A 17,204-nucleotide genomic window follows, 5' to 3' on the forward strand; every position below is an offset into this window, starting at 1 on the left:
GAAAGGCACCACCGACAAGCTCGTCGAGGCGCTGCGCACGGCGGTGAAGGAGACCGAGCGCCTGCGCGCGCAGAACCAGCGGCTGGTCTCGGCCGCCACCGACCCGATCGCGATCGTGGGGATGGCGTGCCGGTACCCGGGTGGCGTGTCCTCCCCCGAGGACCTGTGGGACCTGGTCGCCGCGGGCGGGGACGCCATCGCACCCGTCCCCGCCGACCGCGGCTGGGACGTGGGCGGGCTGGCGGGGGACGGCGCCACGACGCTGCTGGGCGGCTTCCTGCCCGGGGCCGCCGAGTTCGACCCCGGCTTCTTCGGCATCTCCCCGCGGGAGGCGCTGGTCACGGACCCGCAGCAGCGGCTGCTGCTGGAGACCGCGTGGGAGGCCGTGGAGCGGGCGGGCATCGACCCGGTGTCGCTGCGCGGCAGCCGGACCGGGGTGTTCGTCGGCACCAACGGGCAGGACTACGCCTACCTGGTGGTGAAGTCGGCCGCCGAGAGCACCGGCGAGGTGGGCACCGGCATCGCGGCCAGCGCGATGTCCGGGCGCCTGTCCTACACCCTGGGCCTGGAGGGACCCGCGGTCACCGTGGACACGGCGTGCTCGTCGTCGCTGGTGGCGCTGCACTCGGCGACGCAGGCCCTGCGCGCGGGGGAGTGCTCGCTCGCGCTGGCGGGCGGTGTCAACGTGATGAGCACCCCCGGCGCGCTGGTCGAGTTCTCCCGGCAGGGCGGGCTGGCCCCGGACGGGCGCTGCAAGGCGTTCTCCGACGGGGCGAACGGCACCGGCTGGGCCGAGGGCGTGGGGGTGCTGCTGCTGGAGCGGCTGTCCGACGCGCGCCGCAACGGCCACCGGGTGCTCGCCGTGGTGCGCGGGTCGGCGGTCAACTCCGACGGCGCGTCGAACGGGTTCACCGCGCCGAGCGGTCCCTCGCAGCAGCGGGTGATCCGGGCGGCGCTGGCCAACGCGCGCCTGACCGAGAACGACGTGGACGCCGTCGAGGCGCACGGCACCGGCACCTCGCTGGGCGACCCGATCGAGGCGCAGGCGCTGCTGGCCACCTACGGCCAGAACCGGGAGACCCCGCTGCTGCTGGGCTCGGTCAAGTCCAACATCGGCCACACCCAGGCCGCGGCCGGGGTCGCCGGTGTGATCAAGGTGGTCATGGCGATGCGGCACGGCCTGCTGCCCAAGACCCTGCACGCCGAGACCCGGTCCGCGCGCGTGGACTGGTCGGCGGGCTCGGTGGAGCTGCTCACCGAGCAGGTGCCGTGGCCGCGCCGCGGGCACCCGCGCCGGGCCGCGGTCTCCTCGTTCGGCATCTCCGGCACCAACGCGCACACCATCCTGGAGCAGGCCCCCGACCAGGTCTCCGCGGAGGAGAGCCCGGTCCGGGACGCGGTCGTGCCGTGGGTCGTCTCCGGCCGCACGCTGCCCGCGCTGCGCGACCAGGTCACCCGGCTCGTGCGGCACGTCGGGACGGCCGCGCCCGCCGCGGTCGACATCGCGGCCGGGCTGGCCACCGGCCGGTCCGCGCTGGAGCACCGCGCGGTCGTCGTCGGTCGCGACAGCGCCGAACTGGCAGGGGCGCTGGCGGCCTGGGTCGCGGGGGACGCGGCGCCCGGTGTGGTGACCGGCACCGCGGGGCGGCCGGGCAAGCTGGCCGTGCTGTTCACCGGCCAGGGCTCGCAGCGCCTGGGCATGGGTCGCGGTCTGCACGAGCGGTTCCCGGTGTTCGCGGCGGCGTTCGACGAGGTGGCCGCCGAACTGGACCGGCACCTGCCGGGTTCGCTCCGGGACGTGGTGTGGGGTTCGGACGCGGAGGTCCTCAACGCCACCAACTGGTCGCAGCCCGCGCTGTTCGCGGTGGAGGTGGCGCTCTACCGGCTGGTCGAGTCCTGGGGGGTGCGCGCTGACCTGGTCGCGGGCCACTCACTGGGCGAGATCACCGCCGCGCACGTGGCCGGTGTGCTGGACCTGCCCGACGCCTGCCGCCTGGTGGCCGCGCGGGCGACGCTCATGGGTGCGCTGCCCGCAGGTGGTGCGATGCTCGCGGTGGCCGCCACCGAGGAGGACGTCACACCGCTGCTGGTGCCGTCGGTGTCGATCGCCGCGGTCAACGGCCCGCGCGCGGTGGTCGTGGCGGGCGTCGCGGCCGACGTCGAGCGCATCGCCGACACCGCGACCGAGCGCGGCTGGAAGCACAAGCGGCTCACCGTCTCGCACGCCTTCCACTCACCCCTGATGGACCCGATGGTGGCGGACTTCGCCGCCGCCGTCGCGGGCACCGGGTTCGGCGACCCGGAGATCCCGCTGGTGTCCAACGTGACCGGCGCGGTGGTGGAACCGGGACTGGTCCGCGACCCCGGCTACTGGGTGCGCCACGTCCGCGAACCGGTCCGGTTCGGCGACGGCGTGCGGGCGCTGCTGGCCGCGGGGGCGACCACCTTCCTGGAGCTGGGCCCGGACGCCACGCTGTGCGCGATGGTCGGCGACGCCGCACCGGACCCGGTCGCCGCCGTGCCCGTGCTGCGCGCGGGCCGCGACGAGGAGACCACGGCCGTGGCCGCGCTGGCCGGGCTGTTCGCCCGCGGCGAGGACGTCACCTGGCCCGCGTTCTTCGGACCGCTGGGCGCCCGACCGGTGGACCTGCCCACCTACGCCTTCCAGCACGACCGGTTCTGGCCGGAGTCCGCGGGCACCGGCGACGCCGCCGCCATCGGGCAGGCCGCACTCGGCCACGCCCTGCTCGGCTCCGCGGTGGACCTGGCCGACGACGGCGGCGCGGTGCTGACCGGCAGGCTGTCTCTGTCGACCCTGCCGTGGCTGGCCGACCACGTCATCTCCGGCCGGATCCTGTTCCCCGGCACCGGGTTCGCCGAGCTGGCCCTGCGCGCGGGCGACGAGGTGGGCGCCGACCTGGTGGAGGAGTTGACCCTGGCCGCGCCGCTGGAACTGCCCCGGCACGGCGGGGTGGCCGTCCAGGTGCGCGTCGGCGCCGCCGACGACAACGGCAGGCGGGCCATCGGTGTGCACTCGCGCGACGCCGAGCACGGCGGCGAGTGGGTGCGCCACGCCACGGGCACCCTGGGCACCGGCGCCCGCGAGAGCGCGCCGGACTTCGTGGCCGGGGCCTGGCCGCCGCCGGGCACCGACCCGGTCGACCTGACCGACTTCTACGACAGCGGCCACTACGGCCCGGCCTTCCGGGGCCTGCGCGCGGTGTGGCGGCGCGGCGGCGAGGTGTTCGCCGAGGTGGCGCTGCCCGCCCCGGCGCGCGGCGTGGACCGGCTGGGCATCCACCCGGCGCTGCTGGACGCCGTGCTGCACGCCGTGGGCTGGGTGGGGTCACCCGACGGCGGCAGCGGCGTGCTGCCGTTCTCCTGGGAAGACCTGGCCCTGCACCGCACCGGCGCTACGGCGCTGCGCGTGCGGCTGACCCACGCGGGCACCGACGCCGTGGGCATCGAGGCGGTGGACGCCGCGGGCCTGCCGGTGGTGACCGCGGGCAGGCTGGTGCTGCGCGCGCCGTCGGCCGAGGACGCGGCCCGGCGCCCGGACTGGCTGTTCCGGGTGGACTGGACGCCGTTCGAGGCCGCGCCGGTTCCCGGTCGCCGCTTCGCCGTGCTCGGCGCGGACCCGGGCGGCCTGCCCGGCGCCGTGCGCCACGACACCGCCGACAGCGCGCTGGAAACCCGGCCGGACGCGGTGTTCGCGCCGATCACGGGTGACTCCGCGCTGGCCGCCACCACCACCGCGCTGGAACTGGTGCAGTACTGGCTGGCCGACGAGCGCGCCGACGACGTGCCGCTGGTGTTCGTCACCGACGGCGCGGTGTCCGGTGCGGACCTCCCGGCGGCGGGCGTGTGGGGGCTGGTGCGCACCGCGCAGTTCGAGAACCCCGGCCGGTTCCTGCTCCTCGACGCGGCGGCCGGTGCGTGGCCGCTGCTCGCGGTGGCCCCGCGGCTGCTGGCCGAGGGCGAGACGCAGGCGGTGCTGGACGACGGCGGCGTGCGCGTGGCCCGGCTCGCCCGGTTCACCGGCGACGCGGCCGTGCCCGAGTGGAACAGCGCGGGCACGGTGCTCATCACCGGCGGCACCGGTGGGCTCGGGGCGCACCTGGCCCGGCACGTGGTCGCCGAGCGCGGGGTGCGGCACCTGCTGCTGGTCAGCCGCCGCGGCCCGGACGCCCCGGGCGCGCGGGAGCTGGAGGCCGAGCTGATCGCGCACGGCGCCGACGTCACCATCGCCGCCTGCGACGCGGCCGACCGGGCGGCCCTGGCCGAGGTACTGGCCGGGGTGCCCGCCGAGCACCCGGTGACCGCCGTGGTGCACACCGCGGGTGTCCTGGACGACGGCACCGTCCCCACGCTCACCCCGCAGCGGCTCGACACCGTGCTGCGGCCCAAGGTGGACGCGGCCCGCAACCTGCACGAGCTGACCGCCGACCTGGACGCGTTCGTCCTGTTCTCCTCCGTCGCGGGCACCCTGGGCAGCCCCGGGCAGGCCAACTACTCCGCCGCCAACGCCGCCCTGGACGCACTGGCCAGGCAGCGGCACGCGGCGGGCCTGCCCGCCCTGTCGCTGGCCTGGGGCCCGTGGGCCCGGGACGCGGGCATGACGGGCGCGCTGACCCAGACCGACCTGCGGCGCATGGCCGACTCCGGGTCGGCGCCGCTCACCGTGGCGCAGGGCCTCGCGCTGTTCGACGCGGCCACCGCGGCCGGTGAACCGGTGCTGGTGCCGCTGGCCGTGCGCCGGGGTGCCCGCACCGGCGCACCGCACCCGCTGCTGCGCGACCTGGTGCGCGCACCCCGGCGGCGCACGGCGGCCGACACCGCCCCCGCGGTGCCGGTCGCCGACCGGATCGCCGGGCTGGACGAGCGGGCGCGCGGCCGGTTCGTGCTCGACCTGGTGCGCGCGGAGGTGGCGGCGGTGCTGGCCCACCCCTCGACCGAGGACGTCGGCGACGACCGGGAGTTCCGCGACCTGGGCATGGACTCGCTGACCGCGGTGGACCTGCGCAACCGGCTCGCGGCGGTCACCGGGCTGCGGATGTCGGCGACCCTGGTCTTCGACTACCCGACGCCCGCTGAGCTGGCCGGGCACCTGCTGTCCCGGCTGGGCGGTGGTGCCGCCGCGGTGCGCGGCCCGGACCTGGTCGCCGAACTGGACCGGCTGGAGGCCGCGCTGGCCGGTGCCGACCCGGACCCGGTCGCCCGCGCGGGCATCGCGGCCCGGCTGCACGGCCTGTCCGCCCGCTGGAGCACCACCACCGGACGGACCGACGGCGCGGCCGTCACCGAGCAACTGTCGTCGGCCAGCACCGACGAGATCTTCGCCTTCATCGACAACGAACTCGGTCGGCAGAGCGAGCGCTGACCCGCCGGTCCCGCACAGGAAGGTTCCATCCGCCATGCCCGAGGACACCAAGCCGGCCGAGGACACCAAGCTGGTCGAGTACCTGAAGTGGGTGACGGCCGACCTGCACCAGACCCGGCGCAGGCTCCAGGAGGTCGAGTCCGGCCGCCACGAGCCGGTCGCGATCGTCGGGGTGGCGTGCCGGTTCCCCGGCGGCGTCAGCACCCCCGAGCAGCTCTGGGAGCTGGTCGCGGACGGCGGGGAGGGGATCGTGCCCTTCCCGACCGACCGCGGCTGGGACCTCGACCTGCTCGCGGGCGAGGGCCCCGGGCACAGCGCCACCCTGCGCGGCGGCTTCCTGCGGGACGTGGCCGACTTCGACGCGGGCTTCTTCGGCATCTCCCCGCGGGAGGCCCTGGTGATCGACCCGCAGCAGCGGCTGCTGCTGCACACCGCGTGGGAGGCGTTCGAGCGGGCGGGGATCGACCCGACCGCGCTGCGCGGCAGCCGGACCGCGGTGTTCGCGGGCACCGACGGGCAGGACTACGCCTCGCTGGTGTTCAACTCCGTGGCGGACTCGGAGGGCCACGCGGGCACCGGCATCGCGGCCAGCGCCATCGCCGGGCGCCTGGCCTACACCTTCGGCCTGGAGGGGCCCGCGGTCACCGTGGACACCGCGTGCTCGTCGTCGCTGGTGGCGCTGCACCTGGCCGCCCAGGCGCTGCGGGCGGGGGAGTGCGACCTGGCGCTGGCGGGCGGGGTGACGGTCATGTCGACCTCGCTGCGGTTCGCGGGCTTCACCCGGCAGGGCGCGCTGGCCTCCGACGGCCGGTGCAAGGCGTTCGCCGACAGCGCCGACGGCACCGGCTGGTCCGAGGGCGTCGGCGTGTTCGTGCTGGAGAAGCTGTCCGACGCCCAGCGCCTCGGCCACCCCGTGTGGGCGGTCGTGCGCGGCTCGGCGGTCAACCAGGACGGCGCCTCCAACGGGTTCACCGCCCCCAACGGGCCCTCGCAGCAGCGGGCCATCCAGCAGGCGCTGGCCAGTGCCGGTCTTGCCGCCGCTGAAGTGGACGTTGTCGAGGCGCACGGCACCGGCACCAGGCTGGGTGACCCGATCGAGGCGCAGAGCCTGCTGGCCACCTACGGCCAGGACCGGGAGCGGCCGGTGCTGCTGGGCTCGGTGAAGTCCAACATCGGCCACACCCAGGCGGCGGCGGGCGCGGCCGGGGTGATCAAGGCGGTGATGGCGATGCGGCACGGCGTGGTGCCGCGCACGCTGCACGTGGACGCCCCGTCGTCCCACGTGGACTGGACCGGCGGTGCCGTGGAGCTGGCGACCGCGGCCGTGCCGTGGCCGGAGACCGGGCACCCGCGCCGGGCGGGCGTGTCCTCGTTCGGGGTGAGCGGCACCAACGCGCACACGATCCTGGAGCAGGCCCCCGACGGCGCCGAGGTGCCCGAGCCCGCCGGGGAGGCCGCGGTCGTGCCGTGGGTGGTGTCGGCGAAGTCCGCCGCGGCCCTGCGCGACCAGGTGGCCGCGCTGGTGCAGCGCGTCGGGCGGGAGCCGGGGTGGCGCGCGGCGGACGTGGCGGTCGCGCTGGCCCGGCGCAGCCGGTTCGAGCACCGGGTGGCCGCCACCGGCACCACCGCGGGCGACCTGGCCGCGGCGCTGTCGGCCTGGAGCACGAGCGGCGGCGCCCCGGGGGTGGTGGCGGGGACGGCCGCGCGCGGCAGGCTCGGCGTCGTGTTCACCGGGCAGGGCTCGCAGCGCCTGGGCATGGGCCGCGAGCTGTACCGGCGGTACCCCGTGTTCGCCGAGGCCTTCGACGCCGCGGTGGCCGCGGTGGGCGCCGAGGTCCGGGACGTGGTGTGGGGCACCGACGTCGAGGCGCTGGACCGGACCGGGTGGGCGCAGCCCGCGCTGTTCGCGCTGGAGGTCGCGCTGTACCGGCTGGTGGAGTCCTGGGGCGTCACGCCCGACTTCGTCGGCGGGCACTCGCTGGGAGAGGTCGTCGCCGCGCACGTGGCCGGGGTGCTGTCGCTGGCGGACGCGGGTCGCCTGGTGTCGGCGCGCGCGAACCTGATGCAGGCGCTGCCGGGGGGCGGCGCGATGCTCGCCGTGGCCGCCTCGGAGGCCGACCTGCTCGCGGTGCTGCCGGAGGGTGCGGCGCTCGCCGCGGTGAACGGCCCAGCGGCCACGGTCGTCTCGGGTGCCGCGGCGGCCGTCGAGGAGGTCGCCGCCGTGGCCGTCGAGCGCGGCTGGAAGCACAAGCGGCTCGCGGTCTCGCACGCCTTCCACTCCCCGCTGATGGACCCGATGCTGGACGGCTTCGCCGCCGCCATCGCCGACGTCGCCTTCGCGCCGCCCGCGCCCGGGCTGGTCTGCGGTGCCCCGACCGACCCCGGGTACTGGGTGCGGCACGTGCGCGAGCCCGTCCGGTTCGCGGACACGGTCGCGGCCATGGTCGACGGCGGGGTGACCACCTTCCTGGAACTGGGCCCCGACGGCACGCTGTCGGCGATGGTGTCCGGTGCGGTCGAAGGTGCTGTCACGGTGCCGCTGCTCCGCGGGGACCGCCCCGAGGAGGAGTCGGCCGTCGCGGCGCTGGCCGCGCTGCACGTGCGCGGCGTGCCCGTGGACCTCGAAGCGCTCCTGCCCGGGGCCCGGCCGGTGGACCTGCCGACCTACGCCTTCCAGTACGCCCGCTACTGGCCGCGGGCCCGCTCCGGCGCGGCGGACGTCACCGGGGCCGGGCTGGACCCCGTGGCGCACCCGCTGCTCGGCGCCGCCGTGGCGCTCGCGGACGACGACGGCGCCTTGGTGCTCACCGGGCGGCTGTCGCTGGCCACCCACCCGTGGCTGGCCGACCACGTTGTCGCCGGGGGCGTCGCCCTCCCCGCCACCGGCTTCCTGGAGCTGGCGCTGCGCGCGGCCGACGAGGCGGGCTGCGAAGCCGTGGAGGAGCTGACGATCGCCGCCCCGCTGGCGCTGCCCGAGGCGGGCGGGGTCGCGGTGCAGGTGCGGGTCGCCGCCCCCGACGAGCGGGGCCGCCGCCCCGTCGCCGTGTTCTCCCGCCCCGAGGGCGGCGCGGACCCGTGGACGCCGCACGCGAGCGGTGTGCTCGGCGCGGACGCGCAGGTGGGCGCGGCCGTGCCGTGGCCGCCCGCCGACGCCGAACCGGTCGACCTGGCCCACCACTACGACGGCGCCGAGTACGGTCCGGTGTTCCGGTGCCTGCGCGCGGCCTGGCGGGCGGGGGACACCGTGTTCGCCGAGGTGGCCCTGCCCGATTCGGTGACCGACGCCGACGCGTTCGGCGTGCACCCGGCGCTGCTGGACTCGGTGGTGCAGGCCGTGGCGTTCCTGCCCGAGGCCGACGGCCGGGTGCTGGCCCCGTTCTCCTGGCAGGACGTCTCGCTGCACGCCTCCGGTCCCGCGCTGCTGCGGGTGGCGGTCACCTCCCTCGGCGGCGACGCCGTGGCCGTCGCGGCGGTGGACGCCGCGGGCCTGCCGGTCCTGTCGGTGGCCTCGCTGGCGCTGCGCGAGCCGGTCGCGGCCGGTCCGGTGCGCCGCGGGTCCGACTCGCTGTTCCGCCTCGACTGGGTCCCGGTGCCGACCTCGCCGGTGACCGGGCGCACCTGGGCGGTCCTCGGCGTCGACACCTCCGGCTTCGGTGAGGCCCTGGTCCGCGCGGGCTGCCGGGTCATCGCCTACGGCGACACCGCGGCCACCGTCCTCGCGGCCCGCCCGGAGTTCGTGCTCGCCCCGATCACCGGCGACTCCGTCCAGGAGGCCACGGCCGCCGCGCTCGCGGCGGTGCAGGCGTGGCTGGCCGACGAGCGCGCCGACGACGTGCCGCTGGTGTTCGCCACCTCCGGCGCGGTGTCCGGCGCGGACGTCCCGGCGGCCGGTGCCTGGGGCCTGGTGCGGGCCGCCCAGGCCGAGAACCCCGGCCGGTTCCTGCTGCTCGACGTGGACGGCACCGACGCGTCCACGGCGCTCGTGGCCGCCGCGCCCGCCCTGCTGGCCGACGGCGAGACGCAGGCCGTGCTCACCGGCGGCGCCGCCGCCGTGGCCCGGCTCGCCCGCTTCGACGCCGCGCCGGAACCCAGGACCTGGGACCCGCACGGCCGGGTGCTCATCACCGGCGGCACCGGCGGCCTGGGCAGCGCGCTCGCGCGGCACCTGGTCACCGCCCGCGGTGTACGCGAGCTGCTGCTGGTGAGCAGGCGCGGCGAGCAGGCCCCCGGCGCCCGGGAGCTGGTGGCCGAGCTGACCGGGCACGGCGCGGACGTCGCGCTGGTCGCCTGCGACGTGGCCGACCGCGACGCGGTGGCCGCGCTGCTGGCCGAACACCCCGTCCGGTCGGTCGTGCACACGGCGGGCGTGCTCGACGACGGTGTCCTCACCACCCTCACCCCGCAGCGGCTGGCGGCGGTGCTGCGGCCCAAGGTGGACGCCGCGCAGCACCTGGACGAACTGGCCGGGGACGTGGACGCGTTCGTGCTGTTCTCGTCGATCTCCGGTGTCCTGGGCAGCGCGGGGCAGGGGAACTACGCGGCGGCCAACGCCGCGCTGGACGCGCTCGCCGCCCGGCGGCGGGCCGCGGGCCGCCCGGCGCTGTCGCTGGCCTGGGGCGCCTGGGCGCAGGACGCGGGCATGACCGGGTCGCTGTCGCAGGCGGACCTGCGGCGGATGGCCAACTCGGGCTCCACGCCGCTGACCGTCGAGCAGGGCATGGCCCTGTTCGACGCGGCGACGGCCACCGAGGAGACCCTGCTCGTGCCGCTGGCGGTGAAGGCGGGGGCCCAGGGCGGCCCCGGCACGCACCCGGCGCTGCGCGGCCTGCTGCGAGCCCCCCGGCGGCGCACCGCCGCCGACGCGGCCGAGGTGTCCACCACGACGCTGCGCGACCGGCTGCGCGGGCTGTCCCCCGCCGGGCAGGAGGAGGTGCTGCACGAACTGGTCTCCGGCTACGCGGCGGCCGTGCTGGGGCACGCCGACGCGAGCGAGATCGACCCGGAGCGCGACTTCCTGGAATCCGGCTTCGACTCGCTGATGTCGGTCGAACTGCGCAACCGCCTCGCCGACACGGTCGGCCTGCGGCTGCCGAGCACCGTCGTGTTCGACCACAAGACGCCCGCGGAGCTGGCGCGGTGGCTGCGCGGGCAGCTCGCGGGCCAGGTGGACCTGTCGGCGCCCACCCCGGGCGGCTCCCCGTCCGACACGATCGGGCGGATGTTCTTCGACGCCGTGCGCGACGGCAAGATCGAGCGGGGGTGGACGGTGCTCAAGGCCATCGCCGACCTGCGCCCGGAGTTCGACACCCCCGCGGAGCTCGACGAGCTGCCCGCACCGGTCACGCTCGCGGAGGGCCCGACCGGGCCGAGGCTGATCTGCCTCAGCGCGCCCGTGCTCACCGGCGGGGTGCACCAGTACGCGCGCGTCGCCGCCCACTTCCGGGGCGAGCGCACGGTGCAGGCGCTCCCGCTGGTCGGCTTCGCGGCGGGGGAGAGCCTGCCCACCTCGGCCCTGGCCATCGCCCGCGCCGCCGCGGAGAGCGTGCTGCACGCGGGCGACGGCGACCCGTTCGTCCTGGTCGGCCACTCCTCGGGGGGTGCCCTGGCGCTGGCCGTCTCCGGTCTGCTGGAGCAGATGTGGGGTGTGCGCGCCGACGGCGTGATCATGCTCGACACGCTCAGCGTGCGGCACAACCGGGAGGACCCCATCGACTACCAGGTGCTGGCCAGGATGTTCACCGAGGAGATCGACTCGCCGTCGGTGGCGGTGGACAGCACCCGGCTCTCGGCCATGGCGCGGTACCTCAACCGCATGTCCGCCCTGGACGCCCCGCCGACCACCGCCCCGACCCTGCTGGTGCGGTGCGCCAGGCCGCTGTTCGACACCGCCGACGCGAGCACCGAGCACGAGCAGCAGCGGCTGCTGGTCCCGGCGGACGCGGTGCTGACCATCGAGGCGGACCACTTCTCCCTGGCCCAGCAGGACTCCCCGGCCACGGCGGCGGCCATGAAGGAGTGGCTGGCCACCCTGTGAGGTGACCCGCCGCGGTCGACCGGCCGCCATCGGAGCCGGACCCGGTCGACCGCGGTGTGGCTGTCCGGTGGGCCGTGCGGTGCGACCCGACGACGACAGCCGAGCACGGCGAAGCCCCGGTCCCGAACGGGACCGGGGCTTCGCCGTACCCGGCTCAGGGGGTCAGCGTGATCGCCCCGGACGGGCAGACGTTCTCCGCGTCCTGGGCGGCGTCGACCTCGGCGCCCGCGGGGTTGCCGTTGAGCAGCACCACCATGGCCGCCTCGTCCTGGTCGAACAGCGCGGGCGCGGCCAGCACGCACTGGCCCGCGCCGACGCAGCGCCCGGGGTCCACATCGATCCTCATGTTCCCGCTCCTCTCGTGGTCACCAGCGGACCGGCAGCGCGTGCAGGCCGAAGATGGTGCCGTCGTACTTGAACGGCAGGGCGTCGACGTCGGCGTCGATCGCCAGCGTCGGCACCCGCCGGAACAGCGTCCGGTAGACGATGTCCATCTCGGCCCGGACGAGGTTCTGCCCCAGGCACTGGTGCACGCCGTAGCCGAAGGCCACGTGCTGGCGCGCGGACCTGCTCGGGTCGAACTCGTCGGGCCGCTCGAAGGCGGCCAGGTCGCGGTTGGCGCCCGCGATGAGCGGCATGATGCCCTCCCCGGCCCGGATGAGCTGGCCGCCGATCTCCACGTCCTCGACCGCCACCCGCAGCGAGACGAGGTCGGCTACCGAGTGGTAGCGCAGCAGCTCGTCGGCGACGCGCTCGTCACCGATCCACCGCGGGTTCGACAGCAGGGTGACCACACCCAGCGCGATGTTGTTCGCGGTGGTCTCGTGCCCGGCGATCAGCAGCAGCATGATGACGCCGGTCAGCTCCTGCGGGCTGAGCACGCCGGTGGCCAGCAGCCGGGACACCAGGTCCTCACCCGGTCGCTTCTGCTTCAGCGCGATGAGCCTGCCGATGTAGCGCAGCAGCTCCCGCACGGCCAGGTCGCGCTCGTCCTCTGTGCTGGCCTTGAGGTCCACCAGCGTCCTGGTGCGCGACTCGAAGAAGTCCCGGTCCACGAACGGCACGCCCAGCATGGTGGAGATGACCAGGGACGGCACCGGCAGGGCGAACTCGGCGACCAGGTCGGCCGAACCGCCCAGCTCCAGCATCCGGTCCAGGCAGCGGTCGACCGTCTCCTGGATGAGCGGCCGCCACTCCTTGATCCGCCGCACGCTGAACTCCGGGATCAGCGCCTTGCGGAACCGGTCGTGCTCGGGCGGGTCGATGCCAACGAACCACCCGGGGATCTGCTCCTGGCTCGGCACGCCACCGGTCCTGGCGACGCTGGGGAAGCCCTCGCGGGCCGGGTTGGAGCTGATCCGGCGGTCGGTCAGCACCGCGCGCACGTCCTCGTGCCGCGTCACCAGCCACACCCTGCTCCCGGTGGGCAGCTCCGAGCGGACCAGGCCGGGCCGCTCGCGGAACTCCGCGTAGGGGCACGGCGGGTAGGGCGCGCCGGGCACCCGGACCGGGAACGCCGTGATGTCCTGGTCGGAAACCGTCATGTGCACAACACCCCAATCACTTCGCGCCGTAGAAGGCGCGGACCCGGCCGATGATGAAGTCCTGGTCGGCCGCGGTCAGGTCGGTGTAGGTCGGCAGGTAGGCGCCGTCCGCGCTGAACCGCGTGGCGTTGAGCCCCGGCCACACCGGGTCGCGGTACATCGGCTGCTGGCTCATCGGCTTGAAGAACACGCGGGTCTCGATGCCCTCGGCCGCCAGGTGCGCGCACAGCTCCTCCCGGCGCTCGGCCCGCAGGTCGTACATCCACAGCACGTCGCGCTGCGGCATCAGGGTGATGCCGTCGACGCCGTCGAGGCCCTCGTCGTAGCGGCGCTCGATCTCCTTGCGCGCGGTCAGGATCTCGTCGATCCGCTCCGCCTGGGCGAGCGCGACCGCGCCCTGCAGCGCGGTCATCCGGAAGTTGTAGCCGATCTTCTTGTGCAGGTAGTCGCGGTTCTTGGTGAACGCCATGGACCGCAGGTGGGCCATCTGCCCGGCCAGGTGCCTGTCGTCGGTGAGGCAGATGCCGCCCTCGCCCGCGGTGATGATCTTGTTGGCGAACAGGGAGTAGCAGGCCACGTCGCCGACCGGCTTGATGCCGTGCGCCTCGGCGAAGTCCTCCACCACCCGCAGGTTGTACTCGAAGGCGATCTCCATGACCCGGTCCATGGCGCACCGCCTGCCGTTGACGTGCACCGGCATGATCGCCTTCGTGCGCGGCGTGATCTTGTCCTCGATCAGGTCCGGGTCGATGCCCAGGTCGTCGCGGCAGTCCACGAACACCGGCGTGGCCCCGGTGTAGGTGACCGCCCACGCGGAGGCGATGAAGGTCATCTCCGGCACGATCACCTCGTCGCCGGGCCCGATGCCCATGGCGCGCAGCGCGAGGGTGAGCGCCGCGGTGCCCGACGAGCACGCGACGCCGTGCGCCACCGCGTTGTACCGGGCGAACTCCTCCTCGAAGCGCCGGACGTGGGACCCGTGCGCGGAGATCCAGCCGCTGGTCACCGCCTCGGTCACGTAGGCCAGTTCGGCCCCGGTCATGCTGGGCCGGGAGACGGGGTACTCGATCGCCATCAGGTCCTCGCGCGGTGGTCGGTGGTCGGGGTCTCGGTCAGCGCGGGCAGGTCCAGCACCAGGTCGGCCGCCGCCGCCGCGCCGCCCGCGGCGCGCAGCAGCCCGCTGAAGTGCCGGGCGCGCTCGGTGAAGGAGGGTTCGGTCAGCACCCGGGTGAGGGCCCGCTCGATGTCGTCCACCCCGGCCCGGTGCGGGTCGACCGTCAGGCTCACGCCGAAGTCCGCGCCGCGGGTCGCCGTGTCGTGGCAGTCCACCCACAGTGGACGGATGACCATCGGCTTGCCGAAGTACAACCCCTCGTGGAAGCCGTTGCCGCCGCCGTGGGTGAGGAACAGCTTCACGCTCGGGTGCGCGAGGACGTCGAGCTGCGAGGGCACCCAGCTCTCGACGCGCACGTTCGCGGGCAGCGGTCCGTCGGGCAGCAGCTCCTGCTGGGCGTGCGACAGCTTCCACAGGAAGCTGGTCGTGCCGGACATCCGGCGGGCCACCTCCAGGAAGTCGGCGACCTGCCCGCGGGTCAGCCGGGTGGTGGTGCCGAGGCCGACGAACACCACGGACCCGCGCTCGGTCAACCACCCGTCCAGGCCGCTGTCGTCGTCCGGGGCCTGCGGCAGCGGCGGGATCAGCGCGCCCACCATGCGCATGTTGTCCGGCACGGTGAACGGGTAGTCCAGCTCGGCCAGCGAGGTCACCAGCACCAGCGCGGCGTGGTCGATCTTCGCGGTGAACTTGCGCGCCTCGGGCGCCACGCCCAGCTCTGCGCGGGTCCGCTTGTCCTTGCGCAGCATCCGCATCATGGCCGGGTCGAGGAAGATGCCCAGGGTGCGCCACCGGAACAGGCGGTTGGCGATGCGCTGGCGCGGCGTCATCGTGATGGACAGCCCCGAGTGCGGGACCGGGAAGTCGGCGCCGGTGTACTTGTGGCCGAACGGGACCGGCGAGACGACGTAGTTGCTGGGCAGGAATGGCACCACCAGCACGAACGGGATGCCGCGGGTGATCGCGATGTCCACCGCGTACGCGGTGAGGCTCTCGACGACCATCAGCGCGGGCCGGACCTCGTCGACGATCTCCACCAGGCGCTTGTACTTGGCCACGTGCAGCGCCGGGTCGTAGGTGTGCCGGATCAGGGCGGCGTGCGCGGCGAACCGGTCCGGACCGGTCACCTCGGCGTAGACGTCGTCGTCCCACGTGGAGACCGAGAGCTGCGGGACCACGTCGCCCAGCGGGGCGAAGTGGACCTCGGAGGCGGCGGACAGCGCCTCGACGTCGCCCCGGCGCTCCTCGTCGGTGGCGTACCACAGGTCCTCGACGCCGCGCCGCGCGAACTCGCCCGCGATCGTCTGCACCGGGTTGAACAGGCCACTCTCTGGCAGGCTGACGAACAGGATCGGCCGCGGACTTGCTGGCATGGGGATGACACCTTTCGGGCGGGCTGCTCCACGGGCGCGTGCGCCCCCGAGGGTCTTTTGTCCCACCGCGGCGGGTGGGAATTCCCTAGACCGGGCCGGGTCGCGCACTCCGCCGGAAACGCGCTTCCTGTAGGGAAAACCGGGTTGCACCGCCCATACGCTGCGTCGCTGTGACCCAGTTGTGCCTGCCAGTGCGTGGGGCGGTCCGAGCGTCATGGGAGGAACCGGCATGAATGACCCGGTGGTCGTCGTGGGCACCGCGTGCAGGCTGCCCGGCGGCGTCGACTCGCCCGAGCGGCTGTGGCGGCTGCTGTGCGACGGCGGCGACGTGTTCGGCCCGTTCCCGACCGACCGGGGCTGGGACACCGACGCGCTGTACGACCCGGACCCGGCGGCACCGGGGCGCAGCTACGTGCGCGAGGGCGGGTTCCTCGCCGGGGCGGCGGAGTTCGACGCGGGCTTCTTCGGGATCTCCCCGCGGGAGGCCGAGGCGATGCACCCGCAGCAGCGGCTGCTGCTGGAGGTCGTCTGGGAGGCGCTGGAACGCGCGCGGATCGACCCCGCGACCCTGCGCGGCAGCGCCACCGGCGTGTTCGTCGGCGCGGAGTCGCACGAGTACGGGCCGGGTCTGCTCAACGCCGACGGCGCGGAGGGGCACCTGCACACCGGTACCGCGGCGGGCGTCACCTCCGGGCGGATCGCCTACTCCCTCGGCCTGCGCGGGCCCGCGCTCACCGTGGACACCGCGTCGTCCGGCTCGCTGGTCGCCCTGCACCTGGCGGTGCGGGCGGTGCGCGACGGCGACTGCGACCGCGCCCTGGTCGGCGGCGTCGCGGTCATGCCGACGCCCGCGGCGTTCCTCGCCTTCAGCAGGCAGCGCGGGCTGGCACCCGACGCGCGGCCGAAGCCGTTCGGCGCGGGCGCGGACGGGACGGCCTGGAGCGAGGGCGTCGGGGTGCTGCTCGTCGAGCGCCTGTCCACCGCGCGCGCCGAGGGCCACCGGGTGCTGGCCGTGGTGCGCGGGTCGGCGATCAACTCCGACGGCGCCTCGGCCGGGCTCACCGCGCCGAGCGAACAGGCCCAGCGCGAGGTCATCGCCGCCGCACTGGCCGACGCGGGCCTGCGACCGTCTGATGTGGACGCCGTGGAGGCGCACGGCACCGGAACGGCCCTCGGTGACCCCGTGGAGGCCCGCGCCCTCATCGCCGCGTACGGGCAGGACCGCGACCGGCCGCTGTGGCTGGGCTCGCTGAAGTCCAACCTGGGGCACACGCAGGCGGCGGCGGGTGTGCTCGGCGTGCTGAAGGTGGTGGAGGCGCTGCGGCACGGCACCCTGCCCGCGACCCTGCGCGCCGAACCGCCGACACCGCACGTGGACTGGTCGACCGGCGCGGTCGAACTGCTGACCCGGCAGCGCCCGTGGGACAGCGGCGACCGGCCGCGGCGGTGCGGTGTGTCGTCCTTCGGGTTCAGCGGCAGCAACGCGCACGTCATCCTGGAACAGGCCCCACCGGCCGCCCCGGCCATCGGCGGACCGGCGAAGTGGATCGACCCGGCTGTGCCCTGGGTGCTCTCGGCGCGCTCGCCGGAGGCCCTGCGCGGGCAGGCCGCGCGGCTCGCCGACACGCCCGGCACCGCCGGGGACGTCGCCCTGTCGCTGGCCACCACCCGGGCGCGGCACGAGCACCGGCTCGCGGTCACCGGCCGCGACGGGGACGCCCTGCGGGCCGCGCTCGCGGCCTGGGCGCGGGACGGGGGT

The 17,204-nt window shown here is 75.5% G+C and carries 5 protein-coding genes and 2 pseudogenes; 3 read left to right on the forward strand and 4 right to left on the reverse strand.

From position 1 onward, the window contains the following. Nucleotides 1-16 precede the first annotated feature (16 nt). Nucleotides 17-5,380, forward strand: a pseudogene (locus tag L6E12_RS04230) (SDR family NAD(P)-dependent oxidoreductase); the annotation flags it as partial. Nucleotides 5,381-5,414: 34 nt separating this feature from the next. Then, entirely contained in the window at nt 5,415-11,414 is a 6,000-nt protein-coding gene (locus L6E12_RS04235; RefSeq protein WP_236226550.1) for a type I polyketide synthase, read from the forward strand. A gap of 154 nt (nt 11,415-11,568) precedes the next feature. On the opposite strand, the gene L6E12_RS04240 is transcribed toward L6E12_RS04235, so the two are convergent. Genes L6E12_RS04240 through L6E12_RS04255 form a run of 4 tightly spaced genes read right to left on the reverse strand, consistent with a single transcriptional unit; the run spans nt 11,569 to nt 15,445 of the window. Beyond that, nucleotides 11,569-11,760, reverse strand: a complete 192-nt coding sequence (locus L6E12_RS04240) for a ferredoxin (protein WP_236226551.1) — start codon at nt 11,758-11,760, stop codon at nt 11,569-11,571. Between the two features lie 19 nt (nt 11,761-11,779). Then, entirely contained in the window at nt 11,780-12,958 is a 1,179-nt protein-coding gene (locus L6E12_RS04245) for a cytochrome P450 (RefSeq protein WP_236226552.1), read from the reverse strand. A 16-nt stretch (nt 12,959-12,974) separates the two neighbouring features. Continuing rightward, complete coding sequence (locus tag L6E12_RS04250) at nt 12,975-14,033, reverse strand: DegT/DnrJ/EryC1/StrS aminotransferase family protein (protein WP_236226553.1); 1,059 nt, start codon at nt 14,031-14,033, stop codon at nt 12,975-12,977. Further along, the gene (locus L6E12_RS04255) at nt 14,033-15,445 is read right to left on the reverse strand and encodes a glycosyltransferase (protein WP_236226554.1); all 1,413 of its coding nucleotides are present in this window, start codon (nt 15,443-15,445) and stop codon (nt 14,033-14,035) included. Before L6E12_RS04255 ends, L6E12_RS04250 begins: the two co-directional genes overlap by 1 nt. Before the next feature lie 232 nt (nt 15,446-15,677). Between L6E12_RS04255 and L6E12_RS04260 the strand changes: the two are divergent. Then, nucleotides 15,678-17,204: pseudogene (locus L6E12_RS04260) on the forward strand (type I polyketide synthase); the annotation flags it as partial.

It is taken from the genome of Actinokineospora sp. PR83 (genome assembly GCF_021056305.1).
GTDB classification, from domain to species: domain Bacteria; phylum Actinomycetota; class Actinomycetes; order Mycobacteriales; family Pseudonocardiaceae; genus Actinokineospora; species Actinokineospora spheciospongiae.